General features: G+C 67.9%; 21 protein-coding genes. 8 read left to right on the plus strand and 13 right to left on the minus strand.

Going from position 1 to position 17,510, the window contains the following annotated elements; translation table 11 throughout:
* Positions 1-18: 18 nt before the first annotated feature.
* Both ACQPYH_RS10985 and ACQPYH_RS10990 read left to right on the plus strand, forming a co-directional pair.
* Positions 19-498 (plus strand): MarR family winged helix-turn-helix transcriptional regulator, encoded by a 480-nt coding sequence (locus ACQPYH_RS10985; protein ID WP_432889697.1) that lies wholly within the window; start codon positions 19-21, stop codon positions 496-498.
* Positions 495-1,721, plus strand: a complete 1,227-nt coding sequence (locus ACQPYH_RS10990) for an MFS transporter (protein WP_432889699.1) — start codon at positions 495-497, stop codon at positions 1,719-1,721. The genes ACQPYH_RS10985 and ACQPYH_RS10990 overlap by 4 nt, the downstream gene beginning before the upstream one ends.
* Here the strand turns inward: ACQPYH_RS10990 and ACQPYH_RS10995 are convergent.
* Entirely contained in the window at positions 1,705-2,649 is a 945-nt protein-coding gene (locus ACQPYH_RS10995) for a formylglycine-generating enzyme family protein (RefSeq protein ID WP_432889701.1), read from the minus strand. The two genes, ACQPYH_RS10990 and ACQPYH_RS10995, sit on opposite strands and share 17 nt — an antisense overlap.
* Before the next feature lie 18 nt (positions 2,650-2,667).
* Positions 2,668-3,057, minus strand: a complete 390-nt coding sequence (locus ACQPYH_RS11000) for a hypothetical protein (protein WP_432889703.1) — start codon at positions 3,055-3,057, stop codon at positions 2,668-2,670.
* Between the two features lie 75 nt (positions 3,058-3,132).
* On the opposite strand from ACQPYH_RS11000, the gene ACQPYH_RS11005 reads away from it, so the two are divergent.
* Positions 3,133-3,558, plus strand: coding sequence for a MarR family winged helix-turn-helix transcriptional regulator (locus ACQPYH_RS11005; protein WP_432889705.1), 426 nt, complete (start codon positions 3,133-3,135; stop codon positions 3,556-3,558).
* On the opposite strand, the gene ACQPYH_RS11010 is transcribed toward ACQPYH_RS11005, so the two are convergent.
* Both ACQPYH_RS11010 and ACQPYH_RS11015 read right to left on the minus strand, forming a co-directional pair.
* Positions 3,551-4,420 carry an LLM class flavin-dependent oxidoreductase gene (locus tag ACQPYH_RS11010; RefSeq protein ID WP_432894376.1) on the minus strand — a complete coding sequence of 290 codons (870 nt, stop codon included), beginning with the start codon at positions 4,418-4,420 and terminating at the stop codon, positions 3,551-3,553. The two genes, ACQPYH_RS11005 and ACQPYH_RS11010, sit on opposite strands and share 8 nt — an antisense overlap.
* A 2-nt stretch (positions 4,421-4,422) precedes the next feature.
* Positions 4,423-4,866: an N-acetyltransferase family protein gene (locus ACQPYH_RS11015; RefSeq protein WP_432889707.1), complete on the minus strand. Its 444-nt coding sequence runs from the start codon at positions 4,864-4,866 to the stop codon at positions 4,423-4,425.
* Positions 4,867-4,890: 24 nt separating this feature from the next.
* Between ACQPYH_RS11015 and ACQPYH_RS11020 the strand changes: the two genes are divergently transcribed.
* The 3 genes from ACQPYH_RS11020 (at position 4,891) to ACQPYH_RS11030 (ending at position 6,945) form a co-directional block, all read left to right on the plus strand.
* Positions 4,891-5,523 (plus strand): hypothetical protein, encoded by a 633-nt coding sequence (locus ACQPYH_RS11020; RefSeq protein WP_432889709.1) that lies wholly within the window; start codon positions 4,891-4,893, stop codon positions 5,521-5,523.
* 158 nt (positions 5,524-5,681) lie between these two features.
* Positions 5,682-6,263 (plus strand): dihydrofolate reductase family protein, encoded by a 582-nt coding sequence (locus ACQPYH_RS11025; RefSeq protein WP_432889711.1) that lies wholly within the window; start codon positions 5,682-5,684, stop codon positions 6,261-6,263.
* A 139-nt stretch (positions 6,264-6,402) separates the two neighbouring features.
* The gene (locus ACQPYH_RS11030) at positions 6,403-6,945 is read left to right on the plus strand and encodes a hypothetical protein (protein WP_432889713.1); all 543 of its coding nucleotides are present in this window, start codon (positions 6,403-6,405) and stop codon (positions 6,943-6,945) included.
* Positions 6,946-7,454: 509 nt separating this feature from the next.
* Here ACQPYH_RS11030 and ACQPYH_RS11035 read toward each other — a convergent pair.
* From ACQPYH_RS11035 to ACQPYH_RS11060, 6 genes are read right to left on the minus strand one after another with little or no spacing between them, the layout of a single operon-like run.
* Positions 7,455-8,165 carry a 2OG-Fe(II) oxygenase gene (locus ACQPYH_RS11035; protein ID WP_432889715.1) on the minus strand — a complete coding sequence of 237 codons (711 nt, stop codon included), beginning with the start codon at positions 8,163-8,165 and terminating at the stop codon, positions 7,455-7,457.
* 36 nt (positions 8,166-8,201) lie between these two features.
* Positions 8,202-9,227, minus strand: coding sequence for a hypothetical protein (locus ACQPYH_RS11040; RefSeq protein WP_432889717.1), 1,026 nt, complete (start codon positions 9,225-9,227; stop codon positions 8,202-8,204).
* The gene (locus tag ACQPYH_RS11045) at positions 9,224-10,036 is read right to left on the minus strand and encodes a Gfo/Idh/MocA family oxidoreductase (RefSeq protein WP_432889719.1); all 813 of its coding nucleotides are present in this window, start codon (positions 10,034-10,036) and stop codon (positions 9,224-9,226) included. Before ACQPYH_RS11045 ends, ACQPYH_RS11040 begins: the two co-directional genes overlap by 4 nt.
* Positions 10,036-11,049, minus strand: coding sequence for a Gfo/Idh/MocA family protein (locus tag ACQPYH_RS11050; RefSeq protein ID WP_432889721.1), 1,014 nt, complete (start codon positions 11,047-11,049; stop codon positions 10,036-10,038). Before ACQPYH_RS11050 ends, ACQPYH_RS11045 begins: the two co-directional genes overlap by 1 nt.
* 33 nt (positions 11,050-11,082) lie before the next feature.
* Positions 11,083-12,045, minus strand: coding sequence for a Gfo/Idh/MocA family protein (locus tag ACQPYH_RS11055; RefSeq protein ID WP_432889723.1), 963 nt, complete (start codon positions 12,043-12,045; stop codon positions 11,083-11,085).
* 31 nt (positions 12,046-12,076) lie between these two features.
* Positions 12,077-13,069, minus strand: coding sequence for a LacI family DNA-binding transcriptional regulator (locus ACQPYH_RS11060; protein ID WP_432889725.1), 993 nt, complete (start codon positions 13,067-13,069; stop codon positions 12,077-12,079).
* Between the two features lie 172 nt (positions 13,070-13,241).
* Here ACQPYH_RS11060 and ACQPYH_RS11065 point away from each other — a divergent pair, with 172 nt between their 5' ends.
* Both ACQPYH_RS11065 and ACQPYH_RS11070 read left to right on the plus strand, forming a co-directional pair.
* Positions 13,242-13,970 (plus strand): hypothetical protein, encoded by a 729-nt coding sequence (locus ACQPYH_RS11065; RefSeq protein WP_432889727.1) that lies wholly within the window; start codon positions 13,242-13,244, stop codon positions 13,968-13,970.
* A gap of 39 nt (positions 13,971-14,009) precedes the next feature.
* A complete protein-coding gene (locus tag ACQPYH_RS11070; protein WP_432889729.1) occupies positions 14,010-15,467 on the plus strand; it encodes a peptide MFS transporter in 1,458 nt (485 codons plus the stop codon).
* On the opposite strand, the gene ACQPYH_RS11075 is transcribed toward ACQPYH_RS11070, so the two are convergent.
* From ACQPYH_RS11075 to ACQPYH_RS11085, 3 genes are read right to left on the minus strand one after another with little or no spacing between them, the layout of a single operon-like run.
* A complete protein-coding gene (locus ACQPYH_RS11075; protein ID WP_432889731.1) occupies positions 15,448-16,356 on the minus strand; it encodes an alpha/beta hydrolase in 909 nt (302 codons plus the stop codon). The two genes, ACQPYH_RS11070 and ACQPYH_RS11075, sit on opposite strands and share 20 nt — an antisense overlap.
* Positions 16,353-16,880: a hypothetical protein gene (locus tag ACQPYH_RS11080; protein ID WP_432889733.1), complete on the minus strand. Its 528-nt coding sequence runs from the start codon at positions 16,878-16,880 to the stop codon at positions 16,353-16,355. Before ACQPYH_RS11080 ends, ACQPYH_RS11075 begins: the two co-directional genes overlap by 4 nt.
* Positions 16,881-16,933: 53 nt before the next feature.
* Positions 16,934-17,461, minus strand: a complete 528-nt coding sequence (locus tag ACQPYH_RS11085; protein WP_432889735.1) for a CGNR zinc finger domain-containing protein — start codon at positions 17,459-17,461, stop codon at positions 16,934-16,936.
* Between the last annotated feature and the right edge of the window lie 49 nt (positions 17,462-17,510).

The raw sequence follows: 17,510 nt of genomic DNA on the forward strand, positions 1-17,510 counted from the left end.
TACTGTTATGATCGCCGCATGGACGACCCCACCGAGCAGAGTCAGTGGCGGCCGCTGCACGAGTTGCTGGGCCGGATGGATGCCGAGATCGGGCGGATCTACACCGATCGGCAGATCAAGGGCCTGAAGCCGAGCTACGTGCGCGAGCTGATCCAGCTGCACCTCAAGGGCCCGATGACGATCACCGAGCTGGCCGACACGATCGGCCGGACCCACTCGGCGCTCAGTCAGAAGGTCTCCGCGATGCGCACCGCCGGCCTGGTCCGGACCGTGCCCGGCGCCGACGCGCGCAGCAAGAAGGTCACGCTCACCGCCAAGTCGAAGAAGCTCGTCGAGCTCCTGACGGCCGAGTGGCAGGCGACCGAGGCCGCGATCGCCGAGCTCGAGGCCGAGCTGCCGTATCCGATGACGCAGGTGGTCCGCGACATCGAGCAGGCCCTGGCCCGCAAGAGCTTCCACGACCGCATCACCGAGAAGCTGCCGGAGTCCGGCCGGTGAAGCACGCGCTCATCGACCTCGGCCCGCTGCGGGTCACGGCGTACCGGCGCCTGTGGATCGGGCAGGTGCTGTCCGGATTCGGCGGGCAGTTGACGTTCGTCGCGGTCATGTTCCAGGTCTGGGACCAGACGTCGAGCCCGGCCTGGACCGGTGCCGTCGGCCTCGCGCAGGCGCTGCCGATGATCGTGCTCGGCCTGTTCGCCGGCACCCTCGTCGATCGGCTCGAACGCCGCCGGATCTACCTGATCACGACCTGCGGACAGTTGCTGACAGCGACCGTCATGGCGAGTCAATTGCTGTTCGGCCACGTGCCCGTCGGCGTGCTTCTCGCGCTCATCGCCGTACAGGCATCGTTCGGCGCGACCGCCGGCCCGGTCGCGCGGACCGTCCTGCCGCAGCTGCTGTCCCGCGACCAGCTCGCCGCCGGCATCGCACTCAACCGGATCGGGTTCCAGGGCGCGATGTTGCTCGGTCCGGCGCTCGGCGGCGTGATCATCGGCGTGTGGGGCGTCGGCGTCTGCTACTCCATCGACGCGCTCAGCTTCCTCGCGGCGCTGTACGGCGTACTCGGCCTTCCCCGGATGCGGATCGCGGGGACCACCGCCAAGCCGGGGCTGCGCGGGGTGTGGGACGGGTTGACGTTCATCTCATCGACGCCGGTGATCCGCGGGGCGTTGATCACCGATCTGGCGGCGACCGTCCTGTCGATGCCGATCAGCCTGTTCCCGGTGATCAATGCCGAGCGGTTCGGCAACAATCCGCGGACGTTGGGGTTGTTCCTGACCGCGATTGCCGTCGGTGGGGTCGCCGCGTCTCTGTTCTCGGGGTCGTTCACGCGCCTGCCGCGGCATGGCGTCGTGATGCTGTGCGGTTCGGCGGCCTGGGGGATCGCGTTGCTGCTGTTCGCGTTCTCGCCAATCCCGTGGTTGGCCTTGGTCTGTCTGGCATTCGCTGGTGCCGCGGACACGGTCGCCGTCGTCTCGCGCAGCACGATCGTTCAGCTGCACACGCCGTCCGAGTTGCTCGGACGGGTCAGCGCCGCCGAGCAGATCGTCGGCCAGGCCGGTCCCGACCTCGGCAATCTCCGCGGCGGCGTGGTCGCACAACTCACCTCGCCGGTCGCGTCCCTCGCATCCGGTGCGTTGCTCTGCGTCGCAGCTGTGGCGGCAGTTGCCGCGGGTACGCCGGGATTGCGCAAGCCCGCGGTCACTCAGGACGCGTGAGACCGACCGTACGGAAGCCGGCGTTCCCCATCGAGGACTCGGGCGTGTTCGACGAGCGGGCCGCGTTGCGGTAGCGGTTGCAGTACGAGTCGTGGCACAAGTACGAGCCGCCGCGGATCACCCGCGCCGCGCCGAGCGACGGTCCGGTCGGGTTCTCGGCGGGGGAGAACTTGTAGTACCGCGGGCCGAACCAGTCGCCGCACCACTCCCACACGTTCCCGACCATCTGCCAGATCCCGTAGCCGTTCGGCTGGAATGTGTGGACCGGGGCTGTGGTGAGGAAGCCGTCCTCCTCGGTGTTCGTCCGTGGGAAGTCGCCCTGCCAGATGTTGCAGCGCCACTCGTCGTCGATCAGGTCGTCGCCCCACGGGTACCGCGCACCGTCAAGGCCGCCGCGGGACGCGTGCTCCCACTCAGCCTCCGTCGGCAGTCGCCGTCCCGCCCATTTGCAGTACGCGACCGCGTCGTTCCAACTCACATGTACGACGGGGTGCTCGTCGAGGCCGTCCAGGTCGGACCGCGAGCCGCCCGGGTGCTTCCAGTCGGCGGCGCGGACGCCGGCCCACCACGGCGTACCGGACGCAGGCCCCATCACCTCATCCGGCGCGGCGGCGAGGGCGAGATGGAACACGGCGGAGTACCCGAAGATCTCGGCTTCAGTCCGGTAGTCGGTCGCGTCGACGAACCGGGCGAAGTCCGCGTTCGTCACGCTCGTCGCGTCGATGCTGTACGGCGAAAGCTCGACCGTGTGGACCGGCGTCTCGCCGTCGCCGTCGTTCTCGTCACCGTTCGTGTTCCCCATCGCGAACGAGCCGCCCTCGAGCACCACCTGCTCGATCCTGTGCTCACCGCGCCCCACCGGAGCCGGCGGAGGCGGAGACGCCTCATCACGAGAGGGCGCGCAGCAGGACGGGTGCTCGTCGTTCATACCACCAAGCTTCTCAACTCACGCCGAAACGAGCGTCCTCAGGTCCTGATGATTGAGATAGACCACGATCTGCCACTCGCCGTCGACCCTACGGAGCAGGTACGTCGACGTGAAGATCGTGCCCGCCGGGATGCTCGACGATGGGGTGCGCTCGAGCCGCCAGGTCGACCGCACCAGCGTGTGCTGCTCGTCGACAGGCGACTCGTCGAGCGAGTCCAGGGTCATTCCGGTGATGCCCAGCCCGGCGAAGAACTCCTTGCGTCTGGGCAGACTGGCAACAACTTGCTCGCGGGTCACCGGTGTCACCGACACCGGATCCAGTGTGAGCACGGTGGGATGGAACCCTGCTCCGTCGCTCGCAGTGGCGAACCGGTCGAAGAACTCGGCCACGTCATCGCGTACCTTCATCGAACCCCCTTGATCAGGTCGGGGTAGCAGTCTAGACAGTAGCTGTCGCGACAGCAATGCTGAAGGAGGCCGGACATGCCGGGTCCACGGCTCGTGCTGACCAGTTTGGTGACCCAGGTGGCTCGCGGGGTCCGGACGGCACTCGACCAGCGCTTCGGCGAGCTGGGTCTGACGTCGCAACAGGCCGGAGTACTCCTGCACGTCTCCGGCGGTACGACGAGTCCGCGCAAGCTTGCCGATCTGCTCGGGACCGACACCGCCGGGATGACGCGTCTGGTCGACCGCCTCGTGGAGAAGGGCTACCTCGACCGCCTGCCGGCCGCGGACGACCGGCGTACCATCACGGTCGCCCTGACGTCTGCCGGTCGCAAGCTCGTTCCCGCGATCAAGCCGATCTTCGACGAGGTCGCCGACGCGATCACCGCGGACATCCCGGCGGAGGTGCTGCCCGACGTACTGAAGGCGCTCGAGGCGATGCAGGCCGCCGTACGGATCAGCTGAGACTCGGCGGGCCTTGCTCGATCCGGCGCAGGACCGGCTCGAGGCGGTAGAACTCCTTGCCGCGGATCAGCTGCCGCTCGTCCCACCAGGTCGCGCCCGCCTCGGCGAGCGGCTCGATGATCGCGCGGGACCGGGCCGCGTCGGCCGGGCTGATCCCGCCGACGATCACGTCGTACGGCGTCTTCCGGTCTTCGCGCTGCTCCTCGATGAAGGCGACCAGCTCGCGCAGCTCGTCGACCGGCGGGGCCTCGCCGTGGTTGGCGCTCGAGAACAGCGGTACGGCGCCGTCCCAGCGTGCGGCACGCCGCATCGGGGCCTTCTTCGGCCAGTAGCCCGCGATCCAGACCGGCGGGCGCGGACTCTGAACCGTTGCCGGCAGCATCTCCACATCATCAACCTGGTAATGCTTGCCGGTGTGGTTGACCCGCTCGCCGGCCCAGTACGCCGCCAGCAGGTCGAGTCCCTCGTCGAGTCGCTCGGCCAGCACCTTCGCATCGGTCGTGTCGCCGAAGCTGCCGAACTCGTCCGCGATCGGCCCGCCGAGCCCCGCGCCGAAGATCACGCGTCCATTGCTCATCAGGTCCAGCGTGGCCACCTGCCGCGCGAGCTGCTCGGGTCGCCGCCGTGCCACCGGTGTGACCAGCGGGCCGAGCTTGATCCGCGACGTCGCCAGCGCGGCCGCCGTCATCAGCATCCACGGATCGCCGAACGGCTGCCCGCGCCGCTGCTCCTTGCTGTGCACGACGTGGTCCCACAGGAAGAGCCCGTCCCAGCCGGCCTCCTCCGCAGCAGCCGCCACTCGCGCGACCGTGTGGGCGTCGGCGAAGTCCCCGAAGTTCGGAATATTGATCGAAAAGCGCATCGTCACTCGCCCAACCGTAGTTCGACAAAAGGAATCGTGTCGCCGGGCAGCAGGTACGTCTCGACTTCGACGAACCCGTGCGCCTTCGCGAACCGCAGCCCGTCCTCGTTGCTCGCCAGGATGTGCGTCTCGAAGGTGTCGCCCAGCCGTTGCCCTCGCTGCAGACAGTGCTGATAGATCGCGTCACCGAATCCACGCCGTCGGTACGCCGGGAGCACCCGCGCGATCACCGTCACCGCCGCGGTCTCCTCCGACGGCGGCCGGACGGTCGAGCAGCCGACCAGCACGTCACCGTCGTACGCGACCTCGAGGACGTTCCGCGTCAGCCGCTCGCGGATGTCGTCGACCGACAACGGCGCTGTCGGGATGATCTCGTTGTGCACCCGCTGCCAGTCCAGCAGCGTGGCGTCGTCGGTCACCCGCACGATCCGCAGCCCAGCCGTCATCCGGGCATAGTAACGTCACGTCGTGTGCGGATTCTCTTTGTGGGTAACAGCTTCACGTCGCGGAACAACCTGCCCGGGTTGATCAAGGGCCTGGCCGCGGCGCGGGGGATCGAGGTCGAGCACAAGCTGATCTCCGCAGGCGGCGCCTCGCTGCGGCAACATCTCAACGCGGGCAAGGCCCTCGAGGAGATCGCGGGCGGCAGGTTCGACACCGTCGTACTGCAGGAGCAGAGCACGCTCCCGATCAAGAGCCCGGCCCGCTTCCGCGACAGCGCCCGCGACTTCGATGCCGCGATCACCGCGGCAGGCGCGCGTACGGCGTTCTACCTGACTTGGGCGCGGCGCAATGCTCCGGAGACCCAGAAGGCTCTCACCGACGCGTACGGCGGGGCCGCGGTGGAGCTCGGGGCCGCGTTGATCCCGGTCGGCCTGGTTTGGGAGCGTTTCTTAGCCACCCACGACGAGCCGGTCCTCCACGACGCAGACAACAGCCACCCAGCCCTGGCCGGCAGCTATCTCGCCGGCTGCGTATTTCTCATCGCCCTCCTGCAGGAGGACCCGGTGGGCATCGACACGCCGGTCAAGGGCCTCGCCCCGGACACCGCCGCACTCCTCCGTCAGGCGGCGTGGGACATCTGCACCGAACTAACCACCTGATGCCTCCCGCCCAGAGTCGTTAGCGATCGGCTTTTCGACGTGGGCTGCAAGGGTGGTTCTGACTTGCCTGGGTGGTGTCGAATCAGGGGCTCTGTGTTCGACGCACGGGTGAATGGCTGCCCGTGGGGGTTGCCGAGAGGTTTCAAGGGGAGAACGAGATGACCGCGACCTACACCTTCGACGTCTTCGCCAGCCTCGACGGATTCGCGTCGTACGACAACGCCGACTGGGGTCCGTACTGGGGCAAGCAGGGCCCCGAGTTCCTGCAGCGGCGGATCGCGCAGTACGACGAGCCACAGCGGATGGTGTTCGGAGCCGACACGTTCCGGCTGATGATGCAGATGATCGGCCCGAGCGTGATCGGGGCCGACGCGCTCGACCCGGTGAACGGGCTGATGCGGCCGATGCCGACCACGGTGGTTTCGTCAACCCTCGAAGGCCCATTCGACTGGCCGGACGCAACCGTCGTAACCGGCGACGCCGTAGAGCTGATCACCCGCCTCAAGGAGGAGTCCGACGTACCCCTCCGCTCCCACGGCAGCCTCTCCCTCAACCGAGCCCTGATGGCCGCCGGCCTGGTAGACCGCGTCCAGCTCACGGTCTTCCCAGTAATCGCCGGCCAAACCGGCGTAGAACCCGTCTTCGGCGGCGCCGCCGACTTCGACCTAGAACTCCTCGAATCCCACACCTTCGACAACCGCACCCAAGAACTCACCTACCACCCCACCCTGCACGCCTGACCCGTCGTCCGTAGGCGCTGACGAACAGCTCGACAGGACGTATACGTCCACTGCCGCCAAGTTCCCGCGTACCTACGCGGGAGCGCAGCCCCTAAGACCCGACACCTCCTGTCGAGATGCACACCCGGAGACTGACCCGGTGCGTTTGCATCGCGTTGGTGGAAGAGTGCTGAAGGTGATGGCCAAGGACGGAGCGGACAGCCGCGGGCATCGCGATCCGAAGGCGATCTCGGGTTCGGTGCCAGCGGAGCTGATGCCGACGCCTACGTCGACCGCGGCCCGCAGTCTGCGCGACTGGATCGCGGAGAACCCGAATGCGAACGTGGGCGGCGTTGCGATTCTGCGAGACCGCGAGGCGGTGGCGGTCTACTGGAAGGGCACGCCGCCCGCCGAACTGCAGAGCCTCGCCGCTGCGCAGCCGGTGCCAGTGATCTTCCACGCCACCAGGTACTCGCTGGCGGATCTCGATCCGGTTGCACGCCAAGTCCTCGCCGATCACCGAGACGTCGTCAGTTCGACCGGCCCGAACCACGACTACTCCGGAATCAGCGTCTCGCTGTGGTCAACGGCCCCCGTAGACACCACGATGACGAACCTCAACGCCGAGTCCGACATCCCGATCACCTTCTGGAAGATCGCCGACCCCGTAGACCTGACTGGCACCATCAGTCCGACAAGCTGAGCGCGGTGAGCCCCGAGAGTTGCCCTCACCGCGCTGGGGCCCCGTACCGCCGCGTACTTCCGGGTGAGCTGAGCGTGGTTACCGCCGCAGGCGGCCAATTGAACAGCCGCGGGGAGACGGTGCCGGATCGCGCTCCACGGCTTGTTCTGGCCGGTGCAGGGATCCGCTCGCCGAGTACACCCGGGCTCGCCGACGATCCGCGCCCGCCGCCGAAGGCGGCTAATAGAACGGCCGCCGCGAAGCGGTGTCCGATGAGCACGCGGCGATTGGCTCCGGCGATGACGGGGGATCCCGCTCGCCGGATGGGTCCGGGCGTGGTGATGGCTCGCGCTCGCCGCCGAAGGCGGCCAATAGGACAGCCGCCGCGAAGCGGTCTCCTATTGAGTGCGCGGGGTTCGCCTCCGGCGGTCACGGAGTTCTCGTTCGCCGAGTACGTCCGGGCGTGCTGACGATTCGCGCCCCGCCGCCGGAGGCGGCCAATTGGACAGCCGCCGCGGAGCGGTGGCCTTTTACTTGGCGTCGTGGAAGACGAGGCCGAGGGTGTGGCGTTGGCCGGATTTGATGGGGGAGACGCCGTGGCGGACGGGGGAGGCGGACCAGCCTCGGGCGGATTTCACTGGGCGGTCTCGGGTGGTGAAGAGGAGGCCGTGGCCTTGGGGGATGAGGGTGGCGGTGCCTCGCGATTGGGCCCGAGGCCGCTGTTCAACCAGGAGGAACTCGCCGCCGGTGTGGTCGACGCCGGGGTCGTTCAGGTTGATGACGACCTGCAGCGGAAACACCTTGTCGCCGTACAGGTCCCGATGCAGCGCATTCCAATCCGCAGCGCCATATCGCAAGAGGATCGGCGTAGGCCGCGTCTGCCCGGCTGCATGGCAGACCTCGAGCCACTCGTCGAGCGTGTCCGGCCACTCCGCAACCCGGCCCAACCTCGAATACCAATCGCGCGCGATCGGCAGAAGCCGCGGATAGAGCGCCTGCCGCAACGCCTCGACCGGGTCAGGAAACGGATGGTCGAAGTACCGGTACTGCCCCTCGCCGAACCGGTGCCGCGCCATGTCAACCGTCGCGCGGAAGCGCGAAACGTCGTCGTACAGCGCCGCGATCCGGCCGGCTTCGATTGGCGTCAGCAACTGGGGAAGCAACGCACAGCCGAGATCGTTCACCTCAGCCGTCACCGCGTCCCAGTCCGCTCCGGCCACTCGTCGCTCGTACTTGTTCATACAGATGGAACGCCGCAGCCCGCGACCGTGTGAGGGCTACGACGGGTAGTACACCCCGCCGGCACCCCAAACCGAAGGCAGCAGAAGCAGGCTCCCGTAGTGGTGCATCGCGATCCCAGCAAACGCGGAAGAGCCGGCCTCGGCGGCGTAAACCTTGTCCAGCTCCGCCTCCATATACGTGCGACCTTCCTCGTAGAACGTGACCGTCTCCGGATCGCTCGTGCCGGACAGATCCTTGCTCTCGACACCGATCACCACCGATTGCGGCTTGCCGATCGACGCCGCGTACGCAATCTCGTGCTCGGCCCGCGACACAATCCCGGTCGCGGTCTCGGTGTAGTCCATCAGCGCGACGTAGTCGGTGAGGTCCTGCACATGATCGCTCAGCGGCGCAGTCTTCCCATGCCACGTGATCGCCGTACAGCACTCTGAGCTGTCGAACCAGAACGGAATCGCCGGCCCGACCAGCAGCTTCTGCCGCGACGCATCCCGCAGCTGGATGAACTTCGCCAGCAGATCGAGCCAGATCGTCGGCAGCGTCGTTCCCGGCTCCTTCCACTCCGGCAGCAGATACGGCTCGATATCCACGTTGACCCCGTCGAACCGGGCATCCGACGGTACGGCGCGGTTGTAGTCGAGCACCTTCGTGAACTCACCGATCGCAAGATGCTGGTACTGCGGAAGCACCCCGAGGTACGGCGGATTCGTACCACCCGCGATCACCGCCTGCACGTGGTACCCGCGGCCCCGCGCCCACCGCACGAACGACGCCACCTGACGCCGCGAGTCCCGCAGCATGTCCCGCCCGTTGTACGCCGCGACGCCGATGTACAGCGTCTTCACCGGATCCGACCCGAACGTCGTCGTGTCGTCCATCATCCGCCCGAGCTTGTCCCGCGCCGCCCGGTCGAACACGGCCGGGTACGAGTCCTGCTCCCACACCCACATCGCCCGATCCTGGTTGTACCTGTGCTGCTGCACCGGCCGGCCAGGCCCAGCCTCGGCCGGCACAGCAGGAACGACCGCGAACAACAGCACGAGCGCCGCAATGAGCCGCTTCACAACTGCTCGAGGACCGTGATCGGCGCCAGCAAGGTCGCATCGTCAAGCGGCCGCTCGCCGCTCTCGAGCATCTTCAAGAAAACCTTCAGACCGGGTACGACGTACTCCGCGTCCAACTCCACCGCCTGGCTCACCAACCCGGTCCGCCCGACGACCGCCGCGTGGAACGGCACCCGCCCGTCATCCGTCGGCTTCACAAACTGCAGTGTCACCAGAACGCCGTTGCACAGATAACGCGCAACGACAGTCGAACCGACGCGCTCGACCGAGACCGGACCCGGTTCACCAGGCGCCAGCCGCTGCGCGAGGTCGGCGATGTGGATGCCGTAAAAGAAGATCCCGCTGTACTCACTGTCCGGATCAGCCGGTCCCGTCACCGTAACCGTTTGCACCTCGCCAACCTGAGCCGCCGCAAGAGCATCAGCATCCGCGACCCACCGCACAGCCGAGTACGACGTCACGAGTGCGCCGCCCAGCCGCGCCGCGTCGAGGATCGCCCGGGCATCCGCCGTACTGGCCGCGAGCGGCTTGTCCACCCAGACCGGGGTGCCGGCCTCGAGGAACGGTACGGCGAGCTCGCGGTGCACCGCGCCGTCGCGGTTGGTCACGATCAGCGCGTCGACCGAGCCGATCAGCTCGCCGGATGTGGAGACGACGTCAGCGATTCCGCCAAGAGCCGCGAGCTTGCGGGTCTCCTCGTCGTCGCCGACCAGGGCGACCACCCGCGCGTCCGAGATCTGGTCCACGTTCAAGGCACGGACGATGTGGTCCGCGTGGCTGTTCTCCGTCCCGACCAGGGCGATGCGCATCAGTTCTCCTTCAGCTCGACGGGACGCCCGAGGCGGGCGGATTCGTACACGGCGAGCACAGTCGCCAACGACCGACGCCCGGCCTCCAACGACACGGCCGGATCGCGCCCGTCACGAACGGCGGCGATGAAGTCGCGGTACTGCGCTAGATGCGCGAGCTCGACGGGACCCCAATCGGCCGGTCCTTCCAGCACAGGCGCCTCAGGCTCACCGCGCTCAGCCGACGCGAAGTACGCGAGCTGATCGTCGTCGAGCACCGCCGTACCTTGATCGCCGTGGATCGTCAGCCGCACCGGACGACCCGGGTACGCCGCAGTGCTGGCGAGCAGCAAGCCGATCGCCCCGCTCTCGAACAGGATCGAAGCGCCGGCCAGATCCTCGACCTCGATCCCTGAGTGGGCGAGCATGCCGGTCTGTGCGCTGACCTGGACCGGGCGTCCGAGCATCCACACCAGCAGATCGAGCGCGTGAATGCCCTGGTTCATGAGCGCGCCGCCGCCGTCGATCGCGAGCGTGCCGCGCCAGTCGTCGCCGTCGTAGTACGACTGCGGCCGGAAGAACGCCGACTCGGAGATCCCTGACGTCACGCGGCCGAGCGCGCCGGACTCGATCGCCGCGCGGATCTGCGCGACCGGCGGCTGGAAGCGACGCTGGCTGATGACCGAGACGGTGAGGCCCGTCGCACGCTGCGCCTCGATCAGGCGGTCCGCGGCCTCGAGCGTGATGTCCACGGGCTTCTCGACGATCACGTGCTTGCCGGCGTGCAACGCTTCGATGGCATTGTCCGCGTGCAGCGCACTCGGCAGACAGATCGCCACGGCGTCGACGGAAGAAGCGGCGTACGCCTCGGCCTGGGTGGCGTACGCCTGGCCGCCGTACTGCTCGATGAGCTTGCCGGCGCGGTCGAGGTTCTGGTCGACGACCGCGATCAGTTCGGCTTCGTTACCGAGGGCTTCGATGAGGCGAGCGTGCACAGTGCCGATCGCGCCGGCACCGATCAGGGCGAAACGCATGAGACCTCTCTCTTCGATCAAGGGATCTGGGGATCAGGGAGTCGTCCAAGGGAGCGGTACGCCGCCGGTCTCGGCGGACTGTTGTGCGAGCAGGGCCAAGCGGGTCGCGAGCAGACCGCGCGACGTGGTGATGTCCGGTTCGTTGCCCGCGGCAAGCGCCTGCAGGGGGAGCTCGGCGGGGCGATGACCGGCCGGCAGCGGTACGTCGTGGGGTGCGAGGTTGGTCGTGGTGACGACGAGACGGTTGCGCGCCCAGAGCAGCTCGGCCGTGCCGTCGGTGCCGACGAGCTTCATCCGGTAGTCGCCGTGCATCGGGGAGCCGGCCGGATTCATCCAGTCCACGCCGGCGGTGATCAGCGCACCGGGTCCGCTCAGCGTCGCCACGCCGTACGAAGCGTCCACCACGAAGCCGCTCACGGTCCCACTGGTCAGGCCGGTGAAGAGCAGTCCGGCGTCGATGTCGTGGACGGCAAGATCGTTCAGCAAACCGCCGTACTGCGCTCGGTCGAAGAACCAGTCCGGGCGGGTCGGGCGGTTGAGCTTGTGCGGACCGGATGCGGTCACACCGTGGATCGTGCCGAGCTGACTGGAGATCTCCAGCGCCGCGACCGTGACGGGGTAGTAGCGCTTCTCCAGCAGCAGCGTGACGTGGCGGCCAGTGCGTTGCGCGGCTTCGGTGATCGCGTCGAGGTCTTCGAGGGTCGTGCAGAGCGGCTTGTCGGCGATGACGTGGCAACCGGCGTTCAAGGCATCGACAACTGCCCGACCGCGGTCGCCGTAGATGCCGGCGACCATGACGATGTCGGGCTCGACCTCGCGCAGCATCTCCTGGTGATCCGTGAACACCTTCGCGTCGTACGGCGCAGCCCATCGCTCGGCGATCTCCCGGCTCGGATCCGCTACCGCGACCAGTTCGAGGGCGTCGACAGCGTCGACCTCGGCGGTCGCATAGGCCACGTGCGGATGGGCAGCTCCGGCGATGGCGATCCGAGTCATCTCGTGATTCCAGCATGCAACCGGTTGCACGTCAACGTGTCACCGCGGCCGTCGTCGCTCTGATCACCAGGTGGGTCGCGATCGTGATGCACTCCGCCGTCGGGTCCTCCAGCAGCTGGATCAGGAGCTTCGCGGCCGCCGTACCAGCGGTCGCCGCGCCCGCTGAGACGCTGGTGAGCGCCGGCGTCGTGAGCGCGGCGAGGGTGTCGTCGCAGCCGACCAGGCTGAAGTCCGAGGGCACCGAGATGCCGCGCAGTTCGAGCCCGGCCAGCACGCCCTGTGAGACCACGTCGTCGAATGCGATCGCAGCGGTCGCACCCGACCGCACGATGGCCGACACGGAGTCCCGCCCAGCCGCATAGGTCGGGCGGCCGACCTCGATCACCTCAACGGTCAAACCCGAGGCGGCAGAGGTCAGAACCTCCCGGCGCTGCTGGTCGGACCATGAGTCACGCGGGCCGGCCAGGTACGCGATCCGCTCGTGACCGAGCTTCTTCAGCAGCATCACCGCCTCGGTCATCCCGCCGGAAGAGTCGATCAGCACGCGGGGAATGCCCTCCAGATCGCGATTCACCAGGACGACCGGACGAGTGGCGGCGAGCTCGCGGATCAGCTCCTCGGACAGCCGCGGCGACGCCAGCACGAACCCCTCGACCTGCGGTGCAAGCCGGGCGATCAGCTTCGCCTCCCGCTCCGCGGACTCGTCCGAGTCGCCCAGGAACACCGCCAGGTCGGCAGTCTCCGCGGCCGACTGCAGGCTACGGACCAGCGGCGGGAAGAACGGGTTCGCGATATCCGGTACGACGACCGCGATGTTCCCGAACCGCCCGGTCGACAGCGCCCGCGCCGCCTGGTTCCCGACGTATCCGAGCCGGACCGCGACCTCGCGGACGTGATCGACGGTCTCCGGACTGAGCAACTGCGGCCGGGTGAACGCCCGCGACACCGTCGACCGCGAGACCTGAGCTGCGGCAGCGATATCGCCGATGGTGACCCCCGGCGCCCGCTGCAGACGTGGCGACATGCACCCACGATAGTGCAACCGGTTGCAGAACTACCTGAGCGTCCACGCCCTGCCGGGGCTCGGGCGACACGTCCGCTGTCTTACCGGTCACGGTGTCTTCATTGATGGCCACTGGCGAGTGACACTGGGGAGTGGAACGCCTGGTTGGACGATCGGGCGATGGGGCACTGGGATGAACATGGTGGACGTCGAGCTGCGGTATTCGCGCATCTGGCGGGCAGCCGTGGGCCTGCTGGCCGCGATCGGAGTCGTCGCGTCGCTGGTTTTCGTCTCCCCGTCGACGAACCTGGTCGCGTTCATGGTCGCCGCGTTCACAGCGGGAGCGGTCTGCCTGAGTATCGGCTTGGGCCGCGACCTGCCGTCCGCCGACTTGGTCTACCTCCTCCCGCGCTGGGCCGTGCTCGGCGGACTGTTCGTGCTCGCGGTCTGCGGGTACGCCGCCGCCGTCGGAGCCCGGACGGTCGCGCTGATGCTCCTCATCGTCGGCGCCTCCCCGCCCGTCGTCAGCTGGCTCCGCTCCGGGACGCCCGACCGGTCGCCTCGTGAGGTACGGCGACGCCGGCCGATCAAGTTGCCCACGGCATCGTCCGAGCTGCTGCAGGTGGTCCAGTCGGACGGCCGTACGGCAGAGGACTGGCCGATGCCGAAGTACCTCGCGGCTGTCGTACGCAGCGTCGGCGAGCTGAGCGACGAGGAGCTGTGCCTGGCCTGGCGGCGGAGCTTCACCCAGCTCCAGCGGGCCAGCGGCGCGGACCGTCGGCAGGCCATGGTCGACGTACGGCGTGCTTATCTCGACGAACTCGAGCGCCGCCACCCCGACTCGTTCGCGACCTGGATCGCGTCGAACCCACGGGCCGCCGGCAACCCCGCGCGCTTCTTCACCCACCGCGCCGAGCACTGAAGTTGATCATCTGAGCCAATCACCGAGGAGAGTCTTGTCGTGACCAGCCCGGAGACCGAACAACCGCAACGCACGTTCTTCGGCCAACCGCCCGTCCTGGCCAACCTCTTCGGCGTCGAACTCTGGGAACGCTTCTCGTTCTACGGCATGCAGGGAATCCTGCTCATCTACCTGTACTACCCCGCCGATCGCGGGGGCCTCGGCATCGACGAAGCTACGGCGACCAGCATCGTCGGCGCGTACGGCGGACTCGTCTACCTCTCCACGATCCTCGGCGCCTGGCTGGCCGATCGCCTGCTCGGTCCGGAGCGCACGCTGTTCTACGCCGCGGTCGTGGTGATGGCCGGTCATATCGCGCTGGCGTTGATCCCCGGCATGGCCGGGGTCGCGGTCGGTCTGGTGCTGATCGCCGTGGGCAGCGGCGGCGTGAAGGCGAACGCCACCTCGCTGGTCGGGACGCTGTACAGCGAGGACGACGACCGCCGGGACGCCGGATTCTCCCTGTTCTACCTCGGCATCAATCTCGGGGCCTTCGCCGGACCGTTGCTGACCGGCCTGTTGCAGAAGAACGTCGGCTTCCACTACGGCTTCGGCCTGGCTGCGGTGGGGATGTTCCTCGGCCTGGTCCAGTACGGCGCCGGGCGTCATCGACTGAGCGACGAGGCCCGCCGGGTGCCGAACCCGCTGACCGCCGATGCGCTGCGCCGGGTGGGTGTCGGCGCCGCGGTGGCGCTGGTGGTCGTCGTCGGGATCCTGATCTCCGGCATTCTGCCGGCCGCGCGGTACGCGCTCGCGGTCGCGGTGATCAGCGCGCTCGCGGCGATCGCCTATTTCGTCATCATTCTCGGCAGTGGCCGGTTGACCGAGGTCGAACGGAGCCGGGTGCTCGCGTTCATCCCGTTGTTCATCGCGAGTGCGGCGTTCTGGTCGCTCTACCAGCAGCAGTTCACCGTCGTGACCGTCTACTCCGACCAGCGCCTCGACCGGAACATCTTCGGCTGGGAGATGCCGGTGTCGTTCGTGCAGTCGATCAACCCGGTGATGATCATCATCCTGTCCGGGGTGTTCGCCGCGCTGTGGACGAAACTCGGGTCCCGGCAGCCGTCGACGCCGATCAAGTTCAGCGCCGGGCTGGCGATCATGGGCGTTGCCTTCCTGCTGTTCCTGACCATGGCCGGCGGCGGTCCGAACAGCGCGCCGCTGCTCGGACTCACCGGCATCCTGCTGGTGTTCACGATCGCTGAACTGCTGCTCTCGCCGGTCGGTCTCTCCTTGTCGACAAAGCTCGCACCCGAGGCGTTCCGCACCCAGATGGTCGCCCTGTTCTTCCTCTCGGTCGCGCTCGGTACGGCGATGTCCGGCGTACTCGCGAAGCTCTACAGCACCGCCCACGAGACGCCGTACTTCGGTGTGCTCGGCGGGGTCGCGCTGGTACTGGGTGGGCTGCTCGCGCTGGCGACGCCTGCGATCCGGCGACTCATGCGCGGGGTGCACTGAACGTCGAGCGGAGATCCGCGCCGATCAACTCGACCGCATGACGTCCGGCCGACAACGCGGCGGGGAAGTTGAGGAACGCGTGCATGGTGTCGGCGTACTCGACCAGCCTGGTTGGTATACCGGCCTCTGCGAGACGGCCGGCGTAGGCGAGGGCGTCCGGTCGCAGGGAATCCCGGCCGGCGGCCAGCATGAGGGTCGGCGGGAGACCTGCGAGCGAGTCTGCTTGGAGCGGTACGGCGGTCGCGGGGATCTCGTCCAGGTTCTCGGTCGTGGCGAAGTACCACTCGTGCCAGTCTGCGTCCGGGTGCAGGTCCAGGGTCGGGTAGCAGAGGATTTGGCGATCGGGGAGTGGGGTGCCTTCGTCCCGTGCCAGTAGGCAGGTGCCTGCGGCAAGCGCCGCGCCCGCACTTTGACCGCCGATGACGATCCGGCCGTCGCCGTTGAGCTCGGCTGCGTGTTCGCGGATCCACTGCAGGGTCTCGTAGGTGTCGTGAAGACCTGCTGGATAAGGGTTTTCGGGTGCCGGGCGATAGTTGAGCGAGACAACGGTGACGTTGCCGTTGGCAGCGATCCCGGAGGTCGCGTACTCGATGTCACGTAGGTGACCGCCGATGAAACCGCCGCCGTGCAGCCAGAGCACGATCGGCCGGGGCTGCGTCGCGTACCGGTAGACCCGCGCTTCCAGCGTGCGTCCCGGTAGTTCGATCGTCAGGTCGTCCAACGAAACGCGGGGATCGGGCCGGCCGGCCAACGCGGGATCCGGCAGATCTTCCCGATCCAGAAGCAACGCCTCGTAGGAACCGTCGATCTCGGGCGCATCGGCCAGCACTTTCAGGAGCGCGTCGGTTTCCGAGCCGTACTCCGGGCTATCGATCAGCTCCCGGTTCACGCGGCGACCGGCTGCAGGTGGCGGGCCGCGTGGGCGAACAGAAATCCGTCCGGCGTTGTGGATACGTATTCAGCCAAGGCCCCGATGCCGCCGTCGAACCCGGCACCGGTCGTTGGATCGGCCCACGCCTGGTCGTCGTACTGCTCGATCTCGGCCAGGAGCGCGGCGCCGACGCTGTTGAATCGGTGGAGAACCAGCTCGGACGGGATCCGCCGTCCCGCTTCGACGCCGCCCAGGTTGAGCGCTCGCCCGATCTCGGCGGTCTCCCAGCGCGGGTCGAGGCTCCAGTGCAGCCGACCCGCTTTGGCATCCCGCAGTACGGCGAGGTTGATCTCGTCCCACATCAGCACGTGGGCGACCAGGTCGTGCAAGGAGTCGCAGAAGTCCCCGAGCGGACCGGCGGTCACGTCGTACGGCGCCTGCAGCTCGTCCTCGCTCTTTCCTTCGACCCGGCTCAACAGGAGTTCTTGGTCCCGGCGGATCATTCCGGCCGCCTGCGCCGGAGTAGTAGTCGGTGTACGCATGCCGACAATCAATCAGCCGGACTACCCACGCCCTGGTGGATTGCGCGAACTTCTCAATCCGTCGTGCGGTAGGTCGCCATCTTGGCGCGGGCGCCGCAGGTGTTCATCGAGCACCATCGCCGTTGGCCGGGGCGGCTTGCGTCGACGAAGAGCAGGGAACAGTCGTCCGACGCGCAGACCCGGATCCGCTCGGCCAGCGGTCCGGTGAGCAGGTCGACGGCGTCCCGCGCCAACCTGCTGAGCAGCTCCGGGACGTCTGTCAGGACAGTGGCGACGCGACGATCCGGGGTCAGGCGCGGGCCGGCCAATGGGCGGCTGCTCCACTGGTTGACGACATCGAGGTCGGCAGGGAGTGTCACGCCGGTGAAGAGCCGGTAGAGCGCCTCCCGGAGCTGGACCGCCTGACCGTACGTGCGACGCGAGACCGGCACCTCGTCCCGGGTGAGGCCCGCCTCGCGGAACCAGCGAGCGAGATCTGCCGGCTCCAGCATGCGCTCGAACGGCGCCTGCTCCCGCTTGCCGACGGTCGCGGTGAAGTCGACCGACGGGCGGCTGGCGACCCAGGTGAAGCGCGTGTTCATGGCCGTAGCCTATCATTTGTGTTACCAGTTAAACCGGTAACAAAGGAGC

The sequence above is a fragment of the Kribbella sp. CA-245084 genome, from assembly GCF_050942355.1.
Classification (GTDB): domain Bacteria; phylum Actinomycetota; class Actinomycetes; order Propionibacteriales; family Kribbellaceae; genus Kribbella.

Bases quoted from the DNA above. Each gene is read 5' to 3' on its own strand.
- ACQPYH_RS10995 (WP_432889701.1), bottom strand. From the start codon at position 2,649: ATGAACGACGAGCACCCGTCCTGCTGCGCGCCCTCTCGTGATGAGGCG.
- ACQPYH_RS11055 (WP_432889723.1), bottom strand. From the start codon at position 12,045: ATGACTCGGATCGCCATCGCCGGAGCTGCCCATCCGCACGTGGCCTAT.
- ACQPYH_RS11050 (WP_432889721.1), bottom strand. From the start codon at position 11,049: ATGCGTTTCGCCCTGATCGGTGCCGGCGCGATCGGCACTGTGCACGCT.
- ACQPYH_RS11060 (WP_432889725.1), bottom strand. From the start codon at position 13,069: ATGTCGCCACGTCTGCAGCGGGCGCCGGGGGTCACCATCGGCGATATC.
- ACQPYH_RS11005 (WP_432889705.1), top strand. From the start codon at position 3,133: ATGCCGGGTCCACGGCTCGTGCTGACCAGTTTGGTGACCCAGGTGGCT.
- ACQPYH_RS11045 (WP_432889719.1), bottom strand. From the start codon at position 10,036: ATGCGCATCGCCCTGGTCGGGACGGAGAACAGCCACGCGGACCACATC.
- ACQPYH_RS11035 (WP_432889715.1), bottom strand. From the start codon at position 8,165: ATGAACAAGTACGAGCGACGAGTGGCCGGAGCGGACTGGGACGCGGTG.
- ACQPYH_RS11000 (WP_432889703.1), bottom strand. From the start codon at position 3,057: ATGAAGGTACGCGATGACGTGGCCGAGTTCTTCGACCGGTTCGCCACT.
- ACQPYH_RS11080 (WP_432889733.1), bottom strand. From the start codon at position 16,880: ATGCGTACACCGACTACTACTCCGGCGCAGGCGGCCGGAATGATCCGC.
- ACQPYH_RS10985 (WP_432889697.1), top strand. From the start codon at position 19: ATGGACGACCCCACCGAGCAGAGTCAGTGGCGGCCGCTGCACGAGTTG.
- ACQPYH_RS11065 (WP_432889727.1), top strand. From the start codon at position 13,242: ATGAACATGGTGGACGTCGAGCTGCGGTATTCGCGCATCTGGCGGGCA.
- ACQPYH_RS11010 (WP_432894376.1), bottom strand. From the start codon at position 4,420: ATGCGCTTTTCGATCAATATTCCGAACTTCGGGGACTTCGCCGACGCC.
- ACQPYH_RS11085 (WP_432889735.1), bottom strand. From the start codon at position 17,461: ATGAACACGCGCTTCACCTGGGTCGCCAGCCGCCCGTCGGTCGACTTC.
- ACQPYH_RS11015 (WP_432889707.1), bottom strand. From the start codon at position 4,866: ATGACGGCTGGGCTGCGGATCGTGCGGGTGACCGACGACGCCACGCTG.
- ACQPYH_RS11025 (WP_432889711.1), top strand. From the start codon at position 5,682: ATGACCGCGACCTACACCTTCGACGTCTTCGCCAGCCTCGACGGATTC.